At 71.6% G+C, this 20,464-nt stretch carries 23 protein-coding genes and 1 tRNA gene; 12 read left to right on the forward strand and 12 right to left on the reverse strand.

Annotated features, from left to right (window positions below):
* Positions 1 to 82: 82 nt before the first annotated feature.
* Both serB and glgC read right to left on the reverse strand, forming a co-directional pair.
* The gene (gene serB, locus JT1_RS04800) at positions 83 to 781 is read right to left on the reverse strand and encodes a phosphoserine phosphatase SerB (protein WP_068323952.1); all 699 of its coding nucleotides are present in this window, start codon (positions 779 to 781) and stop codon (positions 83 to 85) included.
* 10 nt (positions 782 to 791) lie between these two features.
* A complete protein-coding gene (gene glgC, locus JT1_RS04805) occupies positions 792 to 2,042 on the reverse strand; it encodes a glucose-1-phosphate adenylyltransferase (protein WP_068323955.1) in 1,251 nt (416 codons plus the stop codon).
* Between the two features lie 57 nt (positions 2,043 to 2,099).
* On the opposite strand from glgC, the gene glgA reads away from it, so the two are divergent.
* Positions 2,100 to 3,296, forward strand: coding sequence for a glycogen synthase (glgA, locus tag JT1_RS04810; RefSeq protein WP_068323958.1), 1,197 nt, complete (start codon positions 2,100 to 2,102; stop codon positions 3,294 to 3,296).
* Here the strand turns inward: glgA and JT1_RS04815 are convergent.
* Both JT1_RS04815 and JT1_RS04820 read right to left on the reverse strand, forming a co-directional pair.
* Entirely contained in the window at positions 3,269 to 3,805 is a 537-nt protein-coding gene (locus tag JT1_RS04815; protein ID WP_068323962.1) for a GNAT family N-acetyltransferase, read from the reverse strand. The genes glgA and JT1_RS04815 overlap by 28 nt on opposite strands.
* The gene (locus JT1_RS04820; RefSeq protein WP_068323965.1) at positions 3,787 to 4,542 is read right to left on the reverse strand and encodes an Rv1486c family protein; all 756 of its coding nucleotides are present in this window, start codon (positions 4,540 to 4,542) and stop codon (positions 3,787 to 3,789) included. The genes JT1_RS04815 and JT1_RS04820 overlap by 19 nt, the downstream gene beginning before the upstream one ends.
* A 37-nt stretch (positions 4,543 to 4,579) precedes the next feature.
* On the opposite strand from JT1_RS04820, the gene JT1_RS04825 reads away from it, so the two are divergent.
* Genes JT1_RS04825 through JT1_RS04850 form a run of 6 tightly spaced genes read left to right on the forward strand, consistent with a single transcriptional unit; the run spans position 4,580 to position 9,431 of the window.
* Positions 4,580 to 5,368 (forward strand): ABC transporter ATP-binding protein, encoded by a 789-nt coding sequence (locus JT1_RS04825; RefSeq protein ID WP_068323968.1) that lies wholly within the window; start codon positions 4,580 to 4,582, stop codon positions 5,366 to 5,368.
* 44 nt (positions 5,369 to 5,412) lie between these two features.
* Entirely contained in the window at positions 5,413 to 5,868 is a 456-nt protein-coding gene (locus JT1_RS04830) for an NfeD family protein (protein ID WP_255218254.1), read from the forward strand.
* Between the two features lie 37 nt (positions 5,869 to 5,905).
* Entirely contained in the window at positions 5,906 to 7,060 is a 1,155-nt protein-coding gene (locus JT1_RS04835) for an SPFH domain-containing protein (RefSeq protein WP_068323971.1), read from the forward strand.
* A gap of 56 nt (positions 7,061 to 7,116) precedes the next feature.
* Positions 7,117 to 7,890: a sulfite exporter TauE/SafE family protein gene (locus JT1_RS04840; RefSeq protein WP_255218255.1), complete on the forward strand. Its 774-nt coding sequence runs from the start codon at positions 7,117 to 7,119 to the stop codon at positions 7,888 to 7,890.
* Positions 7,887 to 8,612, forward strand: coding sequence for a sulfite exporter TauE/SafE family protein (locus tag JT1_RS04845; protein ID WP_068323974.1), 726 nt, complete (start codon positions 7,887 to 7,889; stop codon positions 8,610 to 8,612). Before JT1_RS04840 ends, JT1_RS04845 begins: the two co-directional genes overlap by 4 nt.
* Before the next feature lie 9 nt (positions 8,613 to 8,621).
* Positions 8,622 to 9,431, forward strand: a complete 810-nt coding sequence (locus tag JT1_RS04850; protein ID WP_068323977.1) for a TrmH family RNA methyltransferase — start codon at positions 8,622 to 8,624, stop codon at positions 9,429 to 9,431.
* Positions 9,432 to 9,437: 6 nt separating this feature from the next.
* Here the strand turns inward: JT1_RS04850 and JT1_RS04855 are convergent, their stop codons facing one another.
* The 3 genes from JT1_RS04855 to JT1_RS04865 are packed head-to-tail and all read right to left on the reverse strand — an operon-like array spanning position 9,438 to position 11,167.
* The gene (locus JT1_RS04855; RefSeq protein ID WP_068323981.1) at positions 9,438 to 9,983 is read right to left on the reverse strand and encodes a YbhB/YbcL family Raf kinase inhibitor-like protein; all 546 of its coding nucleotides are present in this window, start codon (positions 9,981 to 9,983) and stop codon (positions 9,438 to 9,440) included.
* A gap of 39 nt (positions 9,984 to 10,022) precedes the next feature.
* A complete protein-coding gene (locus JT1_RS04860; RefSeq protein WP_068323984.1) occupies positions 10,023 to 10,403 on the reverse strand; it encodes a DUF3037 domain-containing protein in 381 nt (126 codons plus the stop codon).
* On the reverse strand, positions 10,400 to 11,167 hold the full coding sequence (locus tag JT1_RS04865; RefSeq protein ID WP_068323987.1) for a HipA family kinase: 768 nt from the start codon (positions 11,165 to 11,167) through the stop codon (positions 10,400 to 10,402). The genes JT1_RS04860 and JT1_RS04865 overlap by 4 nt, the downstream gene beginning before the upstream one ends.
* Before the next feature lie 58 nt (positions 11,168 to 11,225).
* On the opposite strand from JT1_RS04865, the gene JT1_RS04870 reads away from it, so the two are divergent.
* A complete protein-coding gene (locus tag JT1_RS04870) occupies positions 11,226 to 11,639 on the forward strand; it encodes a VOC family protein (RefSeq protein WP_068323989.1) in 414 nt (137 codons plus the stop codon).
* 116 nt (positions 11,640 to 11,755) lie between these two features.
* A tRNA-Leu gene (locus JT1_RS04875) sits at positions 11,756 to 11,841 on the forward strand.
* A 388-nt stretch (positions 11,842 to 12,229) separates the two neighbouring features.
* Here JT1_RS04875 and JT1_RS04880 read toward each other — a convergent pair.
* On the reverse strand, positions 12,230 to 13,870 hold the full coding sequence (locus tag JT1_RS04880; protein WP_082807481.1) for a gamma-glutamyltransferase: 1,641 nt from the start codon (positions 13,868 to 13,870) through the stop codon (positions 12,230 to 12,232).
* On the reverse strand, positions 13,867 to 14,865 hold the full coding sequence (locus JT1_RS04885) for a DUF418 domain-containing protein (protein WP_068323995.1): 999 nt from the start codon (positions 14,863 to 14,865) through the stop codon (positions 13,867 to 13,869). Before JT1_RS04885 ends, JT1_RS04880 begins: the two co-directional genes overlap by 4 nt.
* A 752-nt stretch (positions 14,866 to 15,617) precedes the next feature.
* Between JT1_RS04885 and JT1_RS04890 the strand changes: the two genes are divergently transcribed.
* Both JT1_RS04890 and JT1_RS04895 read left to right on the forward strand, forming a co-directional pair.
* On the forward strand, positions 15,618 to 15,989 hold the full coding sequence (locus JT1_RS04890) for an ArsR/SmtB family transcription factor (protein ID WP_068323998.1): 372 nt from the start codon (positions 15,618 to 15,620) through the stop codon (positions 15,987 to 15,989).
* Positions 15,986 to 17,020 carry a cation diffusion facilitator family transporter gene (locus tag JT1_RS04895; RefSeq protein WP_068324000.1) on the forward strand — a complete coding sequence of 345 codons (1,035 nt, stop codon included), beginning with the start codon at positions 15,986 to 15,988 and terminating at the stop codon, positions 17,018 to 17,020. The genes JT1_RS04890 and JT1_RS04895 overlap by 4 nt, the downstream gene beginning before the upstream one ends.
* Before the next feature lie 99 nt (positions 17,021 to 17,119).
* On the opposite strand, the gene JT1_RS04900 is transcribed toward JT1_RS04895, so the two are convergent.
* Together JT1_RS04900 and JT1_RS04905 are read right to left on the reverse strand one after the other, a co-directional pair.
* Positions 17,120 to 18,496 (reverse strand): HNH endonuclease signature motif containing protein, encoded by a 1,377-nt coding sequence (locus tag JT1_RS04900; protein ID WP_082807483.1) that lies wholly within the window; start codon positions 18,494 to 18,496, stop codon positions 17,120 to 17,122.
* An 81-nt stretch (positions 18,497 to 18,577) separates the two neighbouring features.
* Entirely contained in the window at positions 18,578 to 18,799 is a 222-nt protein-coding gene (locus tag JT1_RS04905) for a hypothetical protein (RefSeq protein ID WP_068324004.1), read from the reverse strand.
* Positions 18,800 to 18,912: 113 nt separating this feature from the next.
* Here JT1_RS04905 and JT1_RS04910 point away from each other — a divergent pair, with 113 nt between their 5' ends.
* Entirely contained in the window at positions 18,913 to 20,238 is a 1,326-nt protein-coding gene (locus tag JT1_RS04910; RefSeq protein ID WP_068324006.1) for a M20/M25/M40 family metallo-hydrolase, read from the forward strand.
* Between the two features lies 1 nt (position 20,239).
* Here JT1_RS04910 and JT1_RS04915 read toward each other — a convergent pair whose 3' ends face one another.
* Positions 20,240 to 20,440, reverse strand: coding sequence for a DUF5703 family protein (locus JT1_RS04915; RefSeq protein ID WP_068324008.1), 201 nt, complete (start codon positions 20,438 to 20,440; stop codon positions 20,240 to 20,242).
* Between the last annotated feature and the right edge of the window lie 24 nt (positions 20,441 to 20,464).

A 20,464-nucleotide genomic window follows, 5' to 3' on the forward strand; every position in this document is an offset into this window, starting at 1 on the left:
TCCGCGCCCCCGCGCCCCGCGCCCCCGCGCCCCCGCGCCCCGCTCCCTGAGGAGGTCGCGAAGCGACCGTCTCGAAGGGCGCTCAGGCGAGCGGGTGGCCCCCTTCGTCGTCGGCCTGCGGAAGCGGGTCGATGCCGAGGACGTCGAGGACGAGACGTAGGTCCGGCTCGTCGATCGCGACGTCGGCCTGCTCGCGGACCGCGGGCTTGGCGCAGAAGGCGATGCCGAGGTGCGCGGCCGCCATCATGTCCAGGTCGTTGGCGCCGTCCCCGACGGCCACGGTGCGGTCCATGTCGATGCCGGCACTGGCGGCGAGGCGGATGACGAACTCGGCCTTGGCCGCGCGGTCCACGACGTCGCCGAGCACGCGGCCGGTGAGGTGCCCGTCGACGACCTCGAGCTGGTTCGCACGGACCGACGGGATGCCGAGCTCACGGGCGAGGTCGTCGACGACCTCGGTGAATCCGCCCGAGACGATCCCGACCGTGTGACCGGCCTCGGTGAGGGTCGTGACGAGCGTGCGTGCGCCCGGGGTGAGGCGCACGGCGCTGCGGACCCGGTCGAGCACCTCCACGGGCAGGCCCTCGAGGGTCGCGACCCGCGCGTGCAGGCTCTGCGCGAAGTCCAGCTCGCCCCGCATCGCCGCCTCGGTGACGGCGGCGACCTCCTCGCGTGTCCCCGCGTGCTCCGCGAGGAGCTCGATCACCTCGTCCCGGATGAGGGTGCTGTCGACGTCCATGACCAGGGCGAGCGGACCGTCGCCGGGGAGGGTGCGTGGCATGCCCCGCAGTCTAGGAGTGGTCGAAGACGTGGCCCTTGCCGACCACCGTGATCCCGGACTCGGTGACGAGCAGCCCTCGGGCGCGGTCCTCCTCGCGGTCGTGCCCGATCCGGATCCCCTCGGGCAGGCGCACGCCCTTGTCGATGATGACGCGCCGCAGCTGGGCGTGGCGCCCCACGTCGACCCCGTCGAGCAGGACGCTGTCGAGGACCTGGCTGTAGCTGTGCACGAAGACCCCGGGGGAGAGGACGGAGTTGTCCACGTGCCCACCGGAGACGACCACCCCCGGGGAGACGAGTGAGTTCGTGGCCCCACCCGCCCGCTCGCCGTCACCGTGGACGAACTTCGCCGGGGGGTAGGTGCCGTGCAGGGTGTTGATCGGCCAGTCGTAGTTGTAGAGGTTGAAGACCGGATGGATCGAGGTCAGGTCGAGGTGGGCATCGAAGTAGCTGTCGAGCGTGCCCACGTCCCGCCAGTACCCCCGGTCGCGGTCGGTGGACCCGGGGACGACGTTGTCCGCGAAGTCGTAGGCGTAGGCGCGCTCCTGGGCGACGAAGGAGGGGATGATGTCCCCGCCCATGTCGTGCTTGCTGCCGCCGTGGTTGGAGTCCGAGGTCACGGCGTCCATGAGCGCCTCGGTGCTGAAGACGTAGTTGCCCATCGACGCGAAGATCTCGTGCGGCGCGTCCGGCAGTCCCTGCGGGTCGGTCGGCTTCTCGCGGAAGGCGGTGATGCGGCGCCCGTCGGCGCCGACCTCCATCACGCCGAACTGGTCGGACATGGCGATCGGTTGGCGGATCGCCGCGACGGTGCACGCGGCATCCGTGTCCAGGTGCTGCTCGACCATGAGGGAGAAGTCCATGCGGTACACGTGGTCGGCGCCGACGACGACGACGAGATGGGGCCGCTCGTCGGTGATGGCGTTGAGCGACTGGTAGATCGCGTCCGCGCTGCCGGTGTACCAGCTCTTGCCGCGACGTTGCTGCGCCGGGACCGCGGCCACGTAGTGACCGAGCGGCGAGGCGAGGTTCCAGGCCTGGCTCACGTGCCGGTCGAGGCTGTGCGACTTGTACTGGGTCAGGACGATGACCCTCGGGTACCCGGAGTTGACGACATTGCTCAGCGCGAAGTCGACGAGGCGGTAGATCCCCCCGAAGGGGACGGCCGGTTTCGCCCGGTCCGCGGTGAGGGGCATGAGGCGCTTGCCCTCGCCCCCGGCGAGGACGATCGCCAGGACCTTGGGCTGACCACGCTTGACCATGCGGTGCTCCCTTCGCTCCACCGCCGAACCTAGTCCCTCCGGGCCTACGCTGGGCGGGTGCGCGTCGACATCTTGTCCAAGGAGTACCCCCCGGCGGTCTACGGCGGTGCCGGGGTCCACGTCGCGGAGCTGACCCGCGCCCTGCGTGAGCGGGGTGACATCGACGTGCGCGTGCGCTGCTTCGGCGACCCCAGGGACGAAGGGGGGACGACCGGGTACGCCGACCCGCCCGGCCTCGTGGGGGCCAACCCCGCCCTGACGACGATGGGCGTCGACCTGGCGATGGCGGCGGACTGCGGGGGAGCGGACCTCGTGCACAGCCACACCTGGTACGCCAACTTCGCCGGCCACACCGCCTCCCTGCTGCACGGCGTGCCGCACGTCGTCTCGGCGCACAGCCTCGAGCCGCTGCGCCCGTGGAAGGCCGAGCAGCTCGGCGGCGGCTATGCCCTCTCGTCGTGGGTGGAGCGCACCGCCTACGAGGCGGCAGCCGGGGTCATCGCCGTCAGCCACGGCATGCGGGCCGACATCCTGCGCAGCTACCCCTCGATCGACCCCGAGCGGGTCCACGTCGTGCACAACGGGATCGACGCGCAGCTGTGGCGGGCGCAGCCCGACGAGGAGGTCGTGCGACGCCACGGGGTCGACCCCGACCGTCCGTCGGTCGTCTTCGTCGGCCGGATCACCCGGCAGAAGGGCCTGCCCCACCTCCTGCGCGCGGCTCGCGAGCTGCCGCCCGAGGTCCAGCTCGTGCTGTGCGCGGGTGCGCCGGACACCCCCGAGATCCTCGCCGAGGTCGAGGCGCTGATGAGCGACCTGCGCGCGTCGCGCGACGGGGTCGTGTGGATCCGCGAGATGCTCCCCCGGGCCGAGGTCATCGCGCTGCTCACGGCCGGCGCGGTCTTCGCCTGCCCGTCCGTCTACGAGCCGCTCGGCATCGTCAACCTCGAGGCGATGGCGTGCGGGCTGCCCGTCGTCGCGACGGCCACGGGCGGGATCCCGGAGGTCGTCGTCGACGGGGGGACCGGGTGGCTGGTCCCGATCGAGCAGGTCCAGGACGGGACCGGGGCGCCCGTCGACGCCGACCGCTTCGAGAGCGACCTCGCCGCCGCCCTCACGGACGCCCTCTCCGACCCGGCCCGTGCCGCCGAGCGGGGTCGCGCCGGCCGGCAGCGGGCGGTCGAGCACTTCTCGTGGGGCAGCATCGGCGAACGCACCCTCGAGGTCTACTCTGCCGTGCTCGGCCACTCCTGACGGGTCATCTCGGCGACGACCTCGCCGAGCTCCGCGCCGGGCAGCGGGTCCGGCCAGTGACGGACCTCGACGCGCACCTCCCGCATCCCGAGGCGACGCATCACGCCCCGTGACCCGGCGTTGACGTACATCGTCTCGGCACGCACGAGTCGCAGCGCGGGGTCGGCGAAGCCGTCGTCCAGCACGGCCCGGGAGCCCTCCACGGCCAGGCCCTGCCGCCACGCGCGCCGGGCGAGCCGGTAGCCGAGCTCGGCGGTCCCCCCTTCGCGCGGCCACAGGGCCCACCACCCCACGGGACGCCCATCGACGTACCCGACCCACATCGGGCCGGGCAGCCGCGGGGCCCAGTACTCCCTGGCCTCCCGGGCGGTCCGCGCCCGACCGGTGAGGTGTCGCATGACCTCGGGGTCGGCGTCGAGCTCGACGAGGAAGGGGAGGTGCGCCGCGGTCGCCGGCACGAGCGTCATCCGGCCGGTCCGCAGCCGGCGGGTCACCGGCTCGGCACCCACCCGGCCAGCTGGGCGCAGGCCGCGTTGGTCGCGTCGGCGAGCGTCCGCTCGCACTCCCGGGCCAGTCGGCGAAGGGCGGCGGAGCGCGCGTTGTCGTGCGCGGCCGTGACGGCCCCCGACGCCTGCAGCCCCAGCTCGGTCGCGACGGCGACGGTCCCGGCGAGGCCGATGACCCGGCGCGCCCGGTCCGGCAGGGCGTCCGGCAGGGCCCAGTCGGTGCCGAGGCGTTCGTCGACGAGGTCGCGGGAGAGGTCGTCGGACCACGGGGTGCCGCCGATCTCGTCGAGCTCGGTGACCGACTCGAGCAGCTGGCGCCGCAGGTGGCGCTCCAGCTGGGACAGCTCGAGGGCCTCGACGCGGTGCGGCGGCACGGGGTCGGCGTCGTGGGCCATCCAGTCGATGCGCAGGCCCCGGGCGCCGGCCGAGCCGTAGGTCGAGACCGTCGGCACGAGCATCCCGCCGATGCCGGCGACGTAGAGCGCCTCGCCGGCCACGGTGGCGGCATCCGCGGCCACCGGTCCGCAGCGGGGGAGCCCGGCGAGGTCACCGGGGCCGGGGAGCGCGACGAGGAGCGCTCCCTCCCCGAGGTCGTGCCAGAGGCCGACCTGCTCGAGGAGCCCCTCGGTGTGGTCGACGTCGGGCAGGGCCCGCTCGACCGCGCGGGCAGGGCTCGAGCCGACGGACCACGCGTGCGTGACCCACAGGGCGACACGGACGGAGGCGGGCAGCTCGGGCATCTGTCAGATGGTAGTTCGCGGCGGTTAGGGTCGGAGCATGAGTGACGTCCTCGCCCTGGCCGGAGCCACCGTCGTGCGCGGGGAGACGACCCTCCTCAGCGACATCGACTGGGAGGTCGAGGAGGGCCAGCGCTGGGTGGTCCTCGGCCCCAACGGTGCCGGCAAGACGACGCTGCTCCAGCTGGCCTCGGCCCGCATGCACCCGACCCGCGGCGTCGTCGGGATCCTCGGGGAGGTCCTGGGCGCCGTCGACGTCTTCGAGCTGCGTCCGCGCATCGGCCTGGCGTCCGCCTCGCTGGCCGAGCGCATCCCGGGCGACGAGCGCGTCGCGGACGTCGTCGTGACCGCCTCCTGGGGGGTCGTCGGCCGGTGGCGGGAGTCGTACGACGGCCTGGACCACGAGCGGGCCCGTGAGCTGCTCGACGCCCTCGGCGCCGGGCACCTCGTCGACCGGACCTACGGCACCCTCTCGGAGGGAGAGCGCAAGCGCGTGCAGATCGCCCGCGCGCTCATGACCGACCCGGAGCTGATGCTCCTCGACGAGCCGGCCGCGGGTCTCGACCTCGGTGGTCGCGAGGACCTCGTGCACCGGCTGGGCGTCATCGCCGGCGACCTCGAGGCACCGGCACTCGTCATGGTCACGCACCACGTCGAGGAGATCCCGCCGCACTTCACCGACGTGCTCCTGCTCCGCGAGGGCGAGGTCGTCGCGCAGGGACCGATCGAGATCACCCTGACGGAGGCCAACCTGTCGCAGACCTTCGGGGTCGACCTCGTCCTGGAGCAGCACGGCAACAGGTGGTCCGCACGCGCCCGCACCCAGTGAGCGACAGGGCATGATGAGGGCACGACGCGACGAAGGGGGATGACGTGGACTTCCTGGGAGACAACCTCTGGCTGGTCTGGATGGGTCTGGCCCTCGTCCTCATCGCGATCGAGGCGGCCACGGTCGACTTCGTCTTCGTCATGCTCACCGGTGGTGCGCTCGTCGGTGCCCTGGCCGCCGCGCTCGGGGCGCCGCTCGCCGTGCAGATCGTCCTGGCCGTCGTCGTCGCGCTCCTCCTGATCGCCGTCGTGCGCCCGATCGTCCAACGTCAGTTCACCGACCCCGCGGCCTCCAAGGACATCGGCTCCCGCGCGCTCGCGGGGCGCACCGCCCGCGTCCTCGAGACGGTGACCGACACCGACGGACGCGTCCGTCTCGCCGGTGAGACCTGGAGCGCCCGGGTGCCCCCCGGGCAGGCGCCCTGCGAGCCCGGCGAGGAGGTCCGGGTCGTGTCCATCGACGGCGCGACCGCCATCGTCACCCGAGCACCCATCGCGTGAAGGCACGCAGAGCGTCCCACCCGACGAAAGGACCGACATGCCCAGCGGCATCCTGATCTTCCTGGCGGCGCTGCTCGTCTTCGCGCTCGTCATCCTCTTCAAGACGGTGCGCATCGTGCCGCAGCAGACCGCGCTCATCATCGAGCGGCTGGGCCGCTACAGCCGCACCCTCGAGGGCGGCATCCACATCCTCGTGCCCTTCGTCGACAAGGTGCGCGCAAGCATCGACCTGCGCGAGCAGGTCGTGAGCTTCCCGCCGCAGCCGGTCATCACCTCGGACAACCTCGTCGTCAACATCGACACGGTCATCTACTACACGGTGATCGACGCCAAGAGCGCCGTGTACGAGATCGCCAACTTCATCCAGGGCATCGAGCAGCTCACCGTCACGACGCTGCGCAATGTCATCGGCTCGCTCGACCTCGAGCAGACGCTCACCAGCCGCGACCAGATCAACGGCCAGCTGCGCGGCGCGCTCGACGAGGCGACCGGTCGCTGGGGCATCCGCGTCAACCGCGTCGAGCTCAAGGCGATCGACCCGCCGATGTCGATCCAGGAGTCGATGGAGAAGCAGATGAAGGCCGAGCGGGACCGGCGCGCGGCCATCCTCAACGCGGAGGGCTTCAAGCAGTCGCAGATCCTCACCGCGGAGGGGGAGAAGCAGGCGCAGATCCTGCGGGCCGAGGGCTCGGCCCAGGCGCGTGTCCTGGAGGCGCAGGGCCAGTCCCGGGCCATCAAGCAGGTCTTCGACGCCATCCACCGCGGCAAGCCGACGCAGAAGCTGCTCGCCTATCAGTACCTGCAGGTCCTCCCGCAGATCGCCCAGGGAGACAGCAACAAGATGTGGATCATCCCGAGCGAGCTCACCGACGCCCTGCGGGGCATCGGGGGAGCGCTGGGCCAGTCCGACGGGGGCCCCGACGGCGGGCTCGACGCGGAGGACTGGGTCGACCCGGGCCCGGAGGAGGGCAATGCCTTCGGGGAGACCACGCTCGAGGACCCTGCGCAGGCGCTCGCCGAGGCACGCGGCCAGGCCGGCCAGGCCAGCCGCGAGGCGACCGAGCACGCGACCCCGGCCTCACGGGTCCAGCCCGCCCAGGGCCCCGGCGTCCGGTTGCCCCAGGCGCCCGTCCCGCCGGAGTCCCCCGAGGACCCGACGGCACCGGTGGAGGGTCCCGACACCACGCGCTGATCCGTGCTCCAGAACCCACCGCACGACGCCCTGCACCGCCCCTCTAGGGTGGCCGGGTGTCGTGGGTCGAGATGGGTGCCGTGGTCCTCGCGGGAGTGTGGGCCGGTGGGATCAACACCCTCGTCGGGTCGGGCACGCTCGTGACCTTCCCGGTGCTGCTCGCGCTCGGGACGCCCGCCGTGACGGCCAACGTCTCCAACTCCGTCGGCCTCGTCGCCGGCGGCGTGAGCGGGTCCATCGGGTACCTCCCCGAGCTGCGGGGGATGGGCAAGCGGGTCGCCCAGCTGGTGCCCATGTCCGTCCTCGGCGCGGTGCTGGGTGCCCTGCTGCTGCTGTGGCTGCCGCCCGAGGCCTTCGAGGCGATCGTCCCGGTGCTCATCGGGATCGGCATCGTCCTCGTCATCGCCGGACCGAGGCTGCAGGCCTGGTCCAAGCGGCACCACCACGACGGTGGACGGATGCCGAGGGGTCACCTCGTCGCCCTCATGGCCGGCGTCCTCGTCGCCGGCGTCTACGGCGGCTACTTCGGCGCCGCCCAGGGGGTCATCCTCATCGGGCTGCTCTCGGCCCTGTCGACCGAGCCCCTCCAGACGCTCAACGGCCTCAAGAACGTGCTCGGGATGATCGTCAACGCCGTCGGCTCGCTCGTCTTCATCGTCACCGCGCCCGAGCTCGTCGACTGGCGGATCGCGGGCCTCGTCGGTACCGGCGCCCTCGTGGGTGGCGTGCTCGGCGCGCGGTACGGCCGGCGGCTGCCGCCCAACGCCCTGCGCGCGGTCATCGTCGTCGTCGGTGTCGCCGGCCTCGTGAAGTTCGTGTTCTTCCCGTGACGGGCTGGCTCGACCCCACCGTCCTGGCCCTGGGCCTGGTCGTCCTCTGCGGCTCCTTCGTCCAGTCCTCCATCGGCTTCGGGGTCGCCGTCGTGTCGGCCCCCTTCGTCGTCGTCCTGCGACCGGAGCTCATGCCGGTCGCCCTGCTCGTGTGCACCTTCGTCCTGCCCGTCGTGCAGCTCGCGACCGGCCCGCGGGACATCGCGTGGCGGCCGCTCGGCTGGGCGGTGGTCGCCCGCGTGGTCGCGACCCCGATCGGCGTGCTCGTCGTGGCGTCGACCTCCCCGGACGCCATCGCCCTCGCCGTCGGCGTGCTCATCCTCGTCACCGTGGTCGCGTCCGTCGTCGCCATCGAGATCCGGCTGACGCGGGGGAGCGCGATGGCCGCGGGCGCCATCAGCGGCGTCTCCGGGACGGCCGCCTCGATCGGCGGGCCCTTCCTCGCGCTCGTCCTGCGTCACGAGCCGCCCGACCGGCTGCGCTCGACGCTGGCCGTCTTCTTCATCGCCGGTTCGACGATGGGGATCGGCGGGCTGGCCCTGGCCGGGCAGGTGACGTGGGAGCAGCTGCGCACCGGGCTGCTGTGGATCCCCTTCGTCGTCGTCGGCCACCTCCTCGCGGGACCGCTGCGTCGCCGGATGCCGGCGGAGGCGGTGCGAAGGGGGGTCCTCGCCTTCTGCATCGTCGCGAGCGTGAGCGTCATCGCCCGGGCCCTGATCTAGCCTTCGCCTGTGGCGATCCTCATCACCGACCCGACCGACGAGCGACTGCGGGACTTCGCCGGGCTCACCGACGTCAAGCTGCGGCGCGTCCTCGAGCCCGAGGGCGGGCTCTACCTCGCCGAGAGCGAGAAGGTCATCCGTCGGGCCCTGGCCGCCGGCCACCGGCCGCGGGCGCTGCTCATGGGGGAGCGCTGGCTCACCGACCTCGCTGACGTCGTCGAGCAGGCCGAGGCGGACGGCGTGCCGGTCTACACCGGGACGGCCGAGGTCATCGAGGGCATCACCGGGTACAACCTGCACCGCGGGGCGCTGGCCTCGATGCACCGGCCGGAGCTCCCTTCGCTCGCCGAGGTCCTCGACGGGGCCCGCCGGGTGCTCGTCATCGAGGACGTCGTCGACCACACCAACGTCGGCGCGATCTTCCGCTCCGCCGCCGCGCTCGGGACCGACGCGGTCCTCGTCACCCGCCGGTGCGCGGACCCGCTGTACCGCAGGGCGATCCGGGTCTCGATGGGGACGGTCTTCCAGGTGCCGTGGACCCGCGTCGAGCCGTGGCCCGCGGGGATCGAGGACCTGCGTGCCGCCGGGTTCACGGTCGCGGCGCTGGCCCTGGCGGACGATGCCGTGGGGCTCGACGAGCTCGCCGCCGACGCTCCCGAGCGGCTCGCCCTCGTCCTCGGGACCGAGGGGGACGGGCTGGCCCGTCGCACTCTCGGCCGCGTGGACGTCACGGTCACCATCCCGATGGCCGGTGGGGTGGACTCGCTGAACGTCGCGGCGGCCGGTGCCGTCGCGGCGTGGGAGCTGCGGGTGCGCTGAGGCCGGTCAGGCCGTGTAGAGCCCGGTCATCACCGCGCGGCCGAGCGTGTGCTGGAGGTAGGTGAAGGCCGCGACCGTGCAGCTGACCGAGTCGTCGATGCCGAGATCGTCGGTGTCGAGCGCGTGCACGGCGAAGACGTACCGGTGGGGGCCGTCGCCCTTCGGTGGAGCCGCGCCGCCGAAGGCCTTCGTTCCGTAGTCCGTGGCCGTCATGAAGGCGCCCTCGGGCAGCTGCGCCCCGCCCTCGGCGCCGGCGCCCTCGGGCAGGGACGTGGTGTCGGCGGGGAGGCCGACGACCGTCCAGTGCCAGAACCCCGCGGGCGTCGGGGCGTCGGGGTCGAAGCAGGAGACGGCGAAGGACTTCGTGCCCTCGGGTGCGCCGCTCCAGCTGAGCTGGGGGCTGCGGTTGCCGCCGGAGAAGCCCCAGTCGTCGAAGACCTGGGCCTCGGCGAGCTCGCCGCCGTCGGTGAAGCTCTCGCTCGTCACCTCGAAGGGGGTCGTCTCCGGGAGCAGGTCGTAGGGGGCTGGTGCAGTGGGTCGGGTGAGGTCCATGACCCCGACCCTAGGACGTGCGCGTCGTGCGTCAACCGCTCACCGCACGAGGCGGTCGAGGAGCCGCTGCACCTCCGCCGCCGGGTCGTCGGTGAGGCCGCTGTGCACCGGCCCCGCCCGCACGACCGTCGAGCGCGGGGCACTCAGCCAGCCGAACCGTCGCCCGTCGTCCCCGAGGCGTGGGCGTCCGCCCCCTTCGTGCCCTGCGGCGACGTCGCAGACGGTCCGCAGCGCGGCGTCCAGCTCGTCGAGGTCGAGGTCCGGGGCGAAGGCCCGCAGGCGGTCGGGGTCGACGGCGAAGGCCGCTTCGAGGTGCTCGCCGGCCTGGCTGTGCAGGACGATCCCGACGTTGATGAACTCCTCGCGCTCCGCGCGGGGCACGCAGCGGAGCACGACGTACTGGTAGGGCAGGCGGGTCATCGGGCACCTCCGGGGAGCCACGCAGCCGGCTGGTCACGTCGGGCGACCAGGTGCTCGAGATAGGCCCGGCGGGTGTCGGTCGGGGTCACGAGCTGCTCGGTGGTCTCGAGCCACTCGTCGGGGACGAGGTCGAGGACACCGGCGAGCGTGGAGTCGTCGAGCCGTGCGGCGAGGTCCTCGTGGGCTGGGCGCACGTCGTCGACGAGGTCGCCGAGGACGTGGTCCGAGGCGTCGAAGCGCTGCTCGGCGAAGCGCTGGGCATCAGGTGCCCGTCGCGCCCACGCGTGGTGGAAGTACAGCGCGGCCCCGTGGTCGATGACCCACGGCCGGCCGCCCCACACCAGGAGATTGGGGTTGGCCCACGTCCGGTCGATGTTGGCGGTGAACGCATCGAGCCAGATGATCGGCGCCGCCTGCTCCGGGGTGGCCGGTCGGCTGCCGTCGTACCCGAAGGACCCGGGCAGGTAGTCGAGCCCGAGGTTGGTGCCGAGGGAGGCGGTGAGGAGGTCCTGGACCTCTTCGTCGGCCTCGTAGCGGGCGATGTCGCGCGGGAGGTCGACGACGGCGAGGCGGGGGACGGGGATGCCCAGCACGCGGGCGATCTCACCGACGACGACCTCGGCGACCAGGACCTTGACGCCCTGCCCGGCGCCGCGGAACTTGACGACGTACATGCCGAGGTCGTCGGCCTCGACGAGCCCTGGGAGGGAGCCCCCTTCGCGCAGCGGTACGGCGAATCGGGTCGCGGTGACGGTCTCGAGCACGGGCCCACAGTAGGCCCCCGACTGGCTTCTGACGGTCGATTCGCGCAGTCTGGAGCGCATGCTGCCCGGACGACGACCGCCTCACGACTACCTCGGCACCGTGCTCGGCACCCCCGACCCGAGGGGACTGGCGCGGTTCTACGCCGAGGTCCTCGGGTGGCGCATCCACTCCGACGAGGAGGACTGGGCGACCATCGCACCGGACCAGGGCAAGGTCTACCTCGGTTTCCAGCTCGAGCGTGAGCACACCCCGCCGGCCTGGCCGGCCCAGCCGGGGGAGCAGCAGATGCAGATGCACCTCGACATCGAGGTCTCCGATCTCGATGCCGCTGTGGCCGCCGCCCAGCGGCTCGGCGGGCAGGTCGCGGAGCACCAGCCCCAGCTCGGCGTGCGCGTCATCATCGACCCTTCGGGCCACCCATTCTGCCTCTACGTCGGGGCCGCGGAGGAGGCAGCGCAGACACCCGGGTGAGCGGCGCACGAGGTCGCAGGAACTCGCCGCCCGACCGGATTTCGCACTCCGGTCATCCGCGTGTAAAGTTTCACGTCGTTGCCCCGGTGGCCCCCAGCCACCGGAATGCACCACTCGTCCGGGTGGCGGAATTGGCAGACGCGCTAGCTTGAGGTGCTAGTGCCCGTATTAGGGCATGGGGGTTCAAGTCCCCCCTCGGACACAGATGAATCGTTTACGAAGTTGTGAGCGTGGGTTCACGAAACCTCGGTCGGATCAGGGATCTGACCGAGGTTTCGTGCTGTTCAGACGATGCTCCTGCGCTGTGGGCGTGCCGAGCGGGTCGATGGACGCGCCCAGGATCACCAGGGCGAGTACTCGCCGCTGACGGCCGCTGCGGCTGGCGTGACCCAGCAGCGCCGGTGGGTCCAGTCCCGGAGCGCCGGCGGTCAGCGCGCCAGGGCATCACGACCGAGGAACTGGCTGAGGTCACGGCGCTCAGGGCCGCGCAGGGGTTTCGTCGACACCATGGGAGCCGACAGCTCAGGACAAGCACCTCTGCGTCCACGTCGGGTGCTGCCGCCGCCCGTGGACGTGCACCGGCAGATCGTTCATCCGGACACCTCGACACCGGCGGATCGGCGTGTGTCCGCGACACCCGTGACCGTGCGCTTCGCCCAGTCCACCGCGAGGGCCTGGACCGAACCCCATGACGCGCGGTAGGACCGTGGCATCACCTGGGTTCGGTACCCCATCTCCTGGAGTGCGGGTTCATGCCTCCCCGACTCGAGCCGCAGGACCTGGCCATCGAGCTTGAATCGGGGTGCGGGGATGGCGATGTCGAGCGGCTCTCCGTGCAGTGCCCACCGCAGGACGACTGTCGCCGTGGTGTTGGGGATCTGGCTCCCGCCCGGGGCACCGATGACCAGCGCCGGTCGCCCCTGGCCGTCCAGGACCATCGACGGCGAGCTCCAGGTGACTGAGCGTCGTCCAGCCTGCGGCCGGTTGGCCCTGCCGTCACCGATGAGCGCGAACCGCCCGAGCTGGTCGTTGAGGAAGAACCCGCCAAGGTAGGTCCCTGAACCCCAGTAGCTGGTGATCGTGTTGGTCATCGAGATCGCCATGCCGTCACCATCGATGACCGAGATGTGTGTCGTGTTCGGGTCTCCGCTGCTGCGTCGAGTGACACCGACCCTGGGTCGGCCACCGAGCCCCTTGGCGAGAGCGGTGTTGCGCTTGGGGTCGGTGAGCCGATCCAGGGGCACGTCGACGAAGTCCGGATCCCCGAACCAGCGGTGCACGGAGCGCTCTGCCACCTGCCAGGCCCGGGACTGGATGTCGATGAACTCGGGCGAGTCGGCGTCCACCTCACCGATCCCCAGGGCCTCCGCGATCTGCGCCATCTGGATGATGGCGCCACCGGGCAGGGCCGGGGCGCCCGAGAGAAAGGTGTAGTCGCCCAGCGGCCCGGTGGCGGGCTCCCCGTGCTGGACCTCGTAGTCCCGGAGGGTGCGTGCGTCCAGCCCGGGCACCTGCGTCAGCTGCTGGGCGAGGTCACCGCGGTAGACCGTGTCAGCGCCTTCCTTCGCGATGCGTCTCATGGTGCTGGCGAGGTCCTTCTGCACCAGCATGTCGCCCCGTCGCAGCACGCCGCCGTCCTGACGGTGGAAGTGCTCGAGACCTTGCACCACCCGACGCCCACCAGGGCGGGCCAGGATGTCGGCCAGGTACCGCGACACGGGCCCCCCGTCCTCGGCAAGGGTGATCGCCGGGTCCAGGAGGCGGGCCCAGTCCACGGTGCCGTACCGATCGTGGAGGTCGGCCATGCCGGCGACGAAGCCGGGAACCCCTACGCCGCTGGCGGGCACCACCCCAGATGTCGGGACGACCTCGCGGTAGTCGTGGTTGGCGTTCGTGCCGTCCCGCGCGACGATGCTCACGCCACCGCCGCCGATCCCGGAGGAGGCCGGTTGCATCACGGCGTCGGCGAAAGCCGCCGCGATGGCTGCGTCGACGGCGTTGCCGCCGCCACGGAGCACGCCCATGGCCGCGTCGGTGGCGAGCGGGTGGCCGGTGCTGGCGCCGAAAGCTCCCAGCGCTGGGCGCTCGGACGTGGCAGAGCTCGAGGTCGCGCGGGGCGGTTGCGGGGTGGACGCGTCGGTGCACCCCGCGAGGAGAGTGATCCCCACGGCGCCGGTGAGCACCTGACGACGTGTGGGGAGTGGTCGTGGGGCGGGCGAGGGAGTGGTCATGCTGCTCCTTTGACGATCTTGTCGAGCCAGCTGGCCCGGAGGGCTCTTTCCAAGGGGCCGATGCCCAGCCGACGCACCCACACCGTGGCGAAGATGCCGAAGACGAGAACCAGGCCCACCGTGATCGGCACCCCGACGACGCGGACGTCGATGCGACCTCCCAGGGCGGCGATCACGAGGAAGTGAGCGACGTAGAAGGTGAAGGCCAGACGCCCGAGGTCGGCGAGCGGACGAGCCGCTCGATGAAGCCTGGGCCAGGCCCACAGCAGGACTCCGAGGACGAAGACCGCACTGCCGACGCTCGAGATCAGCCACAGCGGCATCTGGCTGTGAGCCGTACCGGTGAGCAGGCGGGGCCAGCCCGACTCGAGCTCCGTGCCCAGGGCTGCGGTGGTGATCTGCCCCGCGACGAAGGCGAGCACAGCAGCTGTTGCCCCCCACCGGATCAGGCGGAGATGAAGTTCGCGTGATCGAAGATCCTGGCGTGCGAGGAGCATCCCCACGAGGAAGGGGACGACCCAGACCAAGATCGGGTAGGCGCCCGACAGGAAGAGCGAGTGGAGCACATCTCCCGGGCTGTCGAGCAGAGACGGCATCCGGCTCTTGTGCTCTCCGGTGTTCTGGTGTCCCTGGACGATCACCGGGCCCAGCACGAGCATCGTCAACGCGACGCCGCCGAGGACCTTGGTCGAGAGGCGGTGCCACAAGAGTGCTCCGAGGAAGAGCACGCCGTATGTCGGGAGGATGACGCTCACAGCGGGCGTGAGGATCTGCAGGGACAGGCCACCGAGAAAGAAGATCGCGGCACGCCAACCCAGAAGCACAGCGCGCGACCTCTGCCCTTGCCGCGACCGGAGGAAGAGTGTCATCCCCAGCCCTGCGAGCAGGACGAAGAGGACTGATGCCCGGCCGAGTGGGATGGTCCAGAGCTTGTTGAACCAGCCGTCGGCGCGGACCGTCAGGATGTTGATCATCATCATCCCGACGAGTGCCACGCCCCGAGCTGCGTCGATCGCCCCCAGCCGAGGGGACGAAGCAGTCGGGGGTGGGGCTGCGGACGCAGGCGTGATCGCCTCAGTCATGGTGCTGCTCCAGATGAGAAGTGGTGTGCGAGTGCCTCCGAGACCGTCCCGGACCGGGAGGCTCGATGTGGCGTGGTGAATGAGCTGAAAGGGCTCACGGCCTAGGCCAGATGCGTCTTGGCCGCAGGCCGTGCCGCCGCCGCCGGTCGCCTGGACACAGCCCTTGCGACGGCAGCATCCCCGAGTCGTACGGGTCAGGCGCAGTCGTCTACGTCCTGCACACGCAGAGATCGAGGGGAGAACGAGCTCGAACGGGATTGCTCGCGACAGCACGCCTCAGAGCGGCGCGGTGAAGGCGCCGGGCGAACATGGTGACGAGGCCCCACGGAACAAGGAGCCGGCGCGGGGCGAGGACGCCGCCGGTCCGGTGGCCCTTCTTCCGGCGAGCGTGAGCGCGCCGCGCCTCGTCGGCCGCGTGGTGGCTGTGGCCCGCCGGACCGTGATGGTGCGACGCGTGGTGACCAACTGCCAGGGGACCGACGCTGGGTCCCGCGGCAAGGCCGAGTGCGACGACCATCGCGCACATGAGGGCCAGGAGCAGCCGCACGCCGCGGCCGGGCCTCATGTCGACGGTATCCACACAGACAGTCTAGGTCGCAAGCCCTTTCCGGCCGGGCAGCCCTCGGTCGTGTCGCCCCACCCCACAAGAGGCGTACTCTGTGCGCATGGACGCAGATATGCAGATGGACGATGATGTGGTGCTGGGGGCGGTCGAGGTCTTCCGGTTGCTGGCCGACGAGACCCGCGTCCGGATCCTCTGCCTGCTCCTCGACGCGGAGCTGACGGTGGGCGAGATGGCTGAGCGGCTCGACCGGCGCGCCCCGGGGGTCTCGCAGCATCTCGCTCGGCTGCGGCGCGGGCGCATCGTCTCGACCCGGCGCGACGGCACGCACATCCACTACCGGCTTGCCGACGACCACGCGGCGCAGATGGTGATCGACGCGCTGAGGCACGCCGAGCACGGCCAGAGCGACGTCCCACGCCACCACAGGGTCGCTGATGGCGCGTCGACCCGAGCACGAGAGTCCGTGCGATGACCGACCAGCCACGCCCTTGCACGCCTGGGCACGACAAGCACCCGCACCACCACGATCACGGTCACGGCGACCACAGCCACGACGACGGTCTGTGGGCCCGGGTCAAGCACGCGGTCGTCCCTCACGCGCACGACGCCAACGACGCCATCCAGTCAGCCGAGGAGTCCGCTCGCGAGGGCATCCGCACGGCGTGGATCGGGCTGGCGGGGATGATGGCCACCGCAGTCGCTCAGATCATCATCGTCTGGCTCTCCGGTTCGATCGCCCTGCTCGCCGACACGATCCACAACATCGGCCATGCCGCCACGACGATCCCGCTGATCCTCGCCTTCAAGCTCGGCCGACGCCCTCCCACCAGCAGGTACCCCTTCGGCTACCGGCGAGCGGAGGACCTCGTCGGCCTGCTCATCTCCGCCGTCATCGCCGCCTCGATCGTCCTCATCGTCTGGGAGTCCGTCGACGCACTGATGAACCCACGGGAGATGACCCACCTCGGCTGGGTGCTCGCAGCGGGCATCGTCGGCTTCATCGGCAACGAGACCGTGGCGGTGTACCGCATCCGTAGCGGTCGGCGGATCGGGTCGGCCGCCCTCATCGCGGAAGGCCAGCACGCCCGGGCCGACGGCTGGACCTCCTTGGCCGTGGTCGCCGGCGCGGTCGGGGTCCTCCTCGGCTTCGAGCGCGCCGACGCCATCGCCGGTCTGCTCATCGCCGTCGCCATCACCGGGGTGCTCATCAGCTCACTTCGCGTGATCGTCCGCCGCCTCATGGACGGCATCGAGCCGACGATCATCGAGGAGATCCGCAGCGCAGCAGCAGCAATCCCCGGAGTCCGCGACGTCGAGCAGGTGCGCGCACGCTGGACAGGCCACCGCATGGAGGCCGACGCCGTCATCCATGTCGACCCCCACCTCGATGTCATCCAAGCCCATCAGATCGCCGACGAGGTCGAGCACGCCATGCGCTCGACCTGCCACAACCTCGACAACGTCTCGGTGCACATCCATCCGGCCCTGGTCGTCCCGACGTGACGTGGGTAGGTGTCCGGAGCGAAGGGGGGCTTGAGCGTGCCTGGGCACGCGGGCGTGCCTGTGGCCCGGCCCGTGGGGGCCGGGTGCGGGGCGCTACAGCTAGAGGTGCCAGGTGACGCCGTGGGGGGTGGTGGTGGCGGTGAGGTCGTGGTGGTGGACGTGGGTGTGGTGGCGTTCGCACAGGAGGGCGGCGTTGGCCAGGTCGGTGGCTCCGCCGTGGGCCCAGTGGGTGATGTGGTGGGCGTCGGTCCATTGCGGGGGCATGGTGCAGCCGGGGTAGGTGCAGCCGCCGTCGCGCAGCCACAGGGCTTTGCGTTGGCCGGGGGTGAACAGTCGGGTGGCCCGGCCGAGCTCGAGGGGTTCGTGGTCGGTGCCCAGGATCGCGGGGATGATCCCGGCGGTGCAGGCGAGCTTGCGCACGGTGGTGGGGGTCAGGACCTGCCCGGTGGCGGTCAGGCCACCGGCGTGGCCCCCGGTGGGCGGGTCGAACGCTGTCCCGCCGAACGCTTGGCCGGTGGCGCCGGGGGCGTGGCCGGGCAGGTCCTGCCCGCAGGCGGCGCAGCGGCCGTGCGCGGCGGAGAGGGCGTGGAGGCTGATGGTCACCAGGATCTGGGCCTTGTCGGCTCGCGGGACCCCCTCGGGGGCGGCGACGCCGCGGCTGATGATCGACAGCAGCGCGTCGGCGCGGCGCCGGGTGGGGGTGCGCTCGTCGGGTGCGCCGTCGGGTCCTTTGACCGGTGCGGACAACGCGGCCAGGGCGGCGTCGAGGATGGCGGCGCCCTCGGGGTCGAGGTCGACGCGGTAGCGGGTCATCCCGCACGGTCCGGGGGCCTTGGTCAGCGACCGGGCGGCCTTGGCTGCGGCGTCCTCGTCGTCCAGGTCCTGCTCCGGGCGCAGCAGCCGCCCGGTCTGGGTGATCGCGGCGGCCAGCTTCTTCTCGTCCAACCCACCGACCCGGTCGGTGACCCGCTCTCCCGGGCCGGTGGCGATGACCTCGTCACGGGCGGCCCTCAGCAGGATCCCCAGGTCCTCCTGCAGCAGGTCCGCATCGGCGACCCGGCGCACCGACTCGTGGAAACGCACCAGCTGGTCGGCCTTGCCCAACGGCAGGTCACCGGCCTCGAAGGCCTGAGTCACCTCACCCGTCGCCCCTGCAGCGCCCGCGACCCTCACCACCCGCGCGACGTGCTGGGCCGAGGGACGGGGCGCGCGGCGCCCTTCGCTGACCCCGACCCAGTCGTGCGCCGACCACGACCCCTGCGACGGCAGGCCCCGGGACATCCCTTCACGCACCAGCGCGACCTCGGCCGACTCCAGCAGCTGACGCGCCTGCCCGATCGTCGACAACGCGTCCGTGATCTGCCCGTCAGCCGCCTGCCAGAGCGTGGACTCATCCGTGTACAGCAGCGCGCGCACCGCGTCCCCCAGGCCCGTCACGAGCCCCCGATCGCGGTACTGCACGTCCCCCACTGACATGACTCGATCATATGTTCGATGAGTTGCATCACAGTGGAACGACACGCCGTCATTTCCCGGAAGCCGCGCGCGGACTGTCTCCTACTCGTCGTTGGCGGTCTCGTCGATCCAGTCGACGGCCTCGTCGGTCAGCTGGGTCTCCCCCTCGACGGAGTCCCCAGCCCACCAGCGCGGATCTCGCCGGCCCCCGGTGACAGCCAGGATCTCACTCAAGATGTCGCCGGGAACCGGTTCGCCGTTGTGCTCGATGAGCCAGGTCTGGGTCGAGGTGGTGAGGCGCGGCCAGACCTGGGACATGTCCATGCTGCTGATGTTCCCGGTGCGGGGTCGATGAGGCAACAGCGTGGTCATCCGCGGGCGAGCGACTCCGCGTATGCACGGCCACCGGTCACCGCCACGAGCACTACCCTGCGGGCATGAGCGAAGTCAGCGCGCCCGAGCAGGAGGTCGTGCGGATCTGCCGCGACCTGCTGCGCATCGACACGAGCAACCACGGGCCCGGCCAGGAGGGGCCGGGGGAGCGCGAGGCGGCCGACTACGTCGTCGCGCAGCTGCGCGAGGTGGGGCTGGAGCCGCAGGTCTTCGAGTCCGAGCCCGGCCGCACCACCGTGAGCGTGCGCATCGCCGGCGCCGACCGCGACCGGGGCGCCCTGTGCATCCACGGGCACCTCGACGTCGTGCCCGCCAACGCCGAGGACTGGAGCGTCCCCCCCTTCGACGGCGTGGAACGCGACGGCTGCCTCTGGGGTCGCGGCGCGGTCGACATGAAGGACATGGTCGCGATGATGCTCGCGACCGTCCGCCACCTCGCGCGGACGGGGACGGTCCCGCCGCGCGACCTCCTCTTCGTCTTCTTCGCCGACGAGGAGGCCGGAGGAGTCCTCGGCAGCCAGTTCATGGTGCGGGAGCACCCGGAGGTCTTCGAGGGCGTCACCGAGGCGATCAGCGAGGTCGGCGGGTACAGCGTCACCGTCGAGGACGCGAAGGGAGAGCCTCGCCGCGCCTACCTCCTCCAGACCGCGGAGAAGGGCATCGCCTGGCTCCACCTCGAGGCCAGGGGCACGGCCGGCCACGGCTCGGTCCCCACGTCCGACAACCCGATCGTCCATCTCGCCGAGGCCATCTCGCGGATCAACGCGCACAAGTGGCCCCGTGAGTTCATCGTCTCCGTGCGCGGCCTGCTCGACGGCCTCGCCGAGCTCACCGGCGTCGGGTACAGCGACGAGGACGCCGAGGCGCTGCTCGAGCGCATCGGTCCCGCAGCGGGATTCGTCCGCGGTGCGCTCCAGGACACGGCCAACGTGACGATGCTCGACGCCGGCTACAAGCACAACGTCGTCCCGCAGTCGGCGTCCGCCGCTCTCGACTGCCGCTTCCTGCCGGGCCACGAGGACGAGCTCATGCAGACCATCCGCGACCTGGCGGGGGAGCACGTCGAGGTCGTCGTCGACCACAAGGACATCTCCCTCGACGCGCCCTTCGAGGGCGAGCTGGTCGACCGGATGCGCGCCGCCCTCCTCGCCGAGGACCCGGAGGCGACGGTCCTGCCGTACTGCCTCTCGGGCGGCACGGACAACAAGGCCCTGTCGACGATCGGGGTGACCGGCTACGGCTTCGCGCCCCTGCGCCTGCCCGCGGACCTCGACTTCGCACCGATGTTCCACGGGATCGACGAGCGGGTCCCGCTGGAGTCCCTCGAGTTCGGCGCCCGGGTGCTGTGGCGCCTCGTCGAGGACTGCTGACTCAGCGGCTGGGCAGCGCCGGCGGACGCGGCACGCGGATGATCTTGCGGCGCAACCAGGCCTTCTGCATCCCGTCGAGGTAGACGACGGTGCGGTGCAGCTCCCAGTGGCCGTACTCGGCGTGATCGGTCAGCTCCTGACGGATCGCGGCACGCGCGGCACCCCTCGGGAAGTGGATGGTGCGGAACTCGTACTCGGGCATCGATGTCATTGTGACCCATGGGAT

Origin of the sequence: Janibacter terrae NBRC 107853 (assembly GCF_001591405.1) — a bacterium.
Taxonomy (GTDB): domain Bacteria; phylum Actinomycetota; class Actinomycetes; order Actinomycetales; family Dermatophilaceae; genus Janibacter; species Janibacter terrae.

Coding starts and splice junctions, on each gene's coding strand:
- JT1_RS04825 (WP_068323968.1), top strand. CDS start 4,580: ATGAGTGACGTCCTCGCCCTGGCCGGAGCCACCGTCGTGCGCGGGGAG.
- serB (WP_068323952.1), bottom strand. CDS start 781: ATGCCACGCACCCTCCCCGGCGACGGTCCGCTCGCCCTGGTCATGGAC.
- JT1_RS04820 (WP_068323965.1), bottom strand. CDS start 4,542: ATGCCCGAGCTGCCCGCCTCCGTCCGTGTCGCCCTGTGGGTCACGCAC.
- JT1_RS04855 (WP_068323981.1), bottom strand. CDS start 9,983: ATGGACCTCACCCGACCCACTGCACCAGCCCCCTACGACCTGCTCCCG.
- JT1_RS04890 (WP_068323998.1), top strand. CDS start 15,618: ATGGACGCAGATATGCAGATGGACGATGATGTGGTGCTGGGGGCGGTC.
- JT1_RS04895 (WP_068324000.1), top strand. CDS start 15,986: ATGACCGACCAGCCACGCCCTTGCACGCCTGGGCACGACAAGCACCCG.
- glgC (WP_068323955.1), bottom strand. CDS start 2,042: ATGGTCAAGCGTGGTCAGCCCAAGGTCCTGGCGATCGTCCTCGCCGGG.
- JT1_RS04880 (WP_082807481.1), bottom strand. CDS start 13,870: ATGACCACTCCCTCGCCCGCCCCACGACCACTCCCCACACGTCGTCAG.
- JT1_RS04915 (WP_068324008.1), bottom strand. CDS start 20,440: ATGCCCGAGTACGAGTTCCGCACCATCCACTTCCCGAGGGGTGCCGCG.
- JT1_RS04860 (WP_068323984.1), bottom strand. CDS start 10,403: ATGACCCGCCTGCCCTACCAGTACGTCGTGCTCCGCTGCGTGCCCCGC.
- JT1_RS04900 (WP_082807483.1), bottom strand. CDS start 18,496: ATGTCAGTGGGGGACGTGCAGTACCGCGATCGGGGGCTCGTGACGGGC.
- JT1_RS04905 (WP_068324004.1), bottom strand. CDS start 18,799: ATGGACATGTCCCAGGTCTGGCCGCGCCTCACCACCTCGACCCAGACC.
- JT1_RS04870 (WP_068323989.1), top strand. CDS start 11,226: ATGCTGCCCGGACGACGACCGCCTCACGACTACCTCGGCACCGTGCTC.
- JT1_RS04910 (WP_068324006.1), top strand. CDS start 18,913: ATGAGCGAAGTCAGCGCGCCCGAGCAGGAGGTCGTGCGGATCTGCCGC.
- JT1_RS04835 (WP_068323971.1), top strand. CDS start 5,906: ATGCCCAGCGGCATCCTGATCTTCCTGGCGGCGCTGCTCGTCTTCGCG.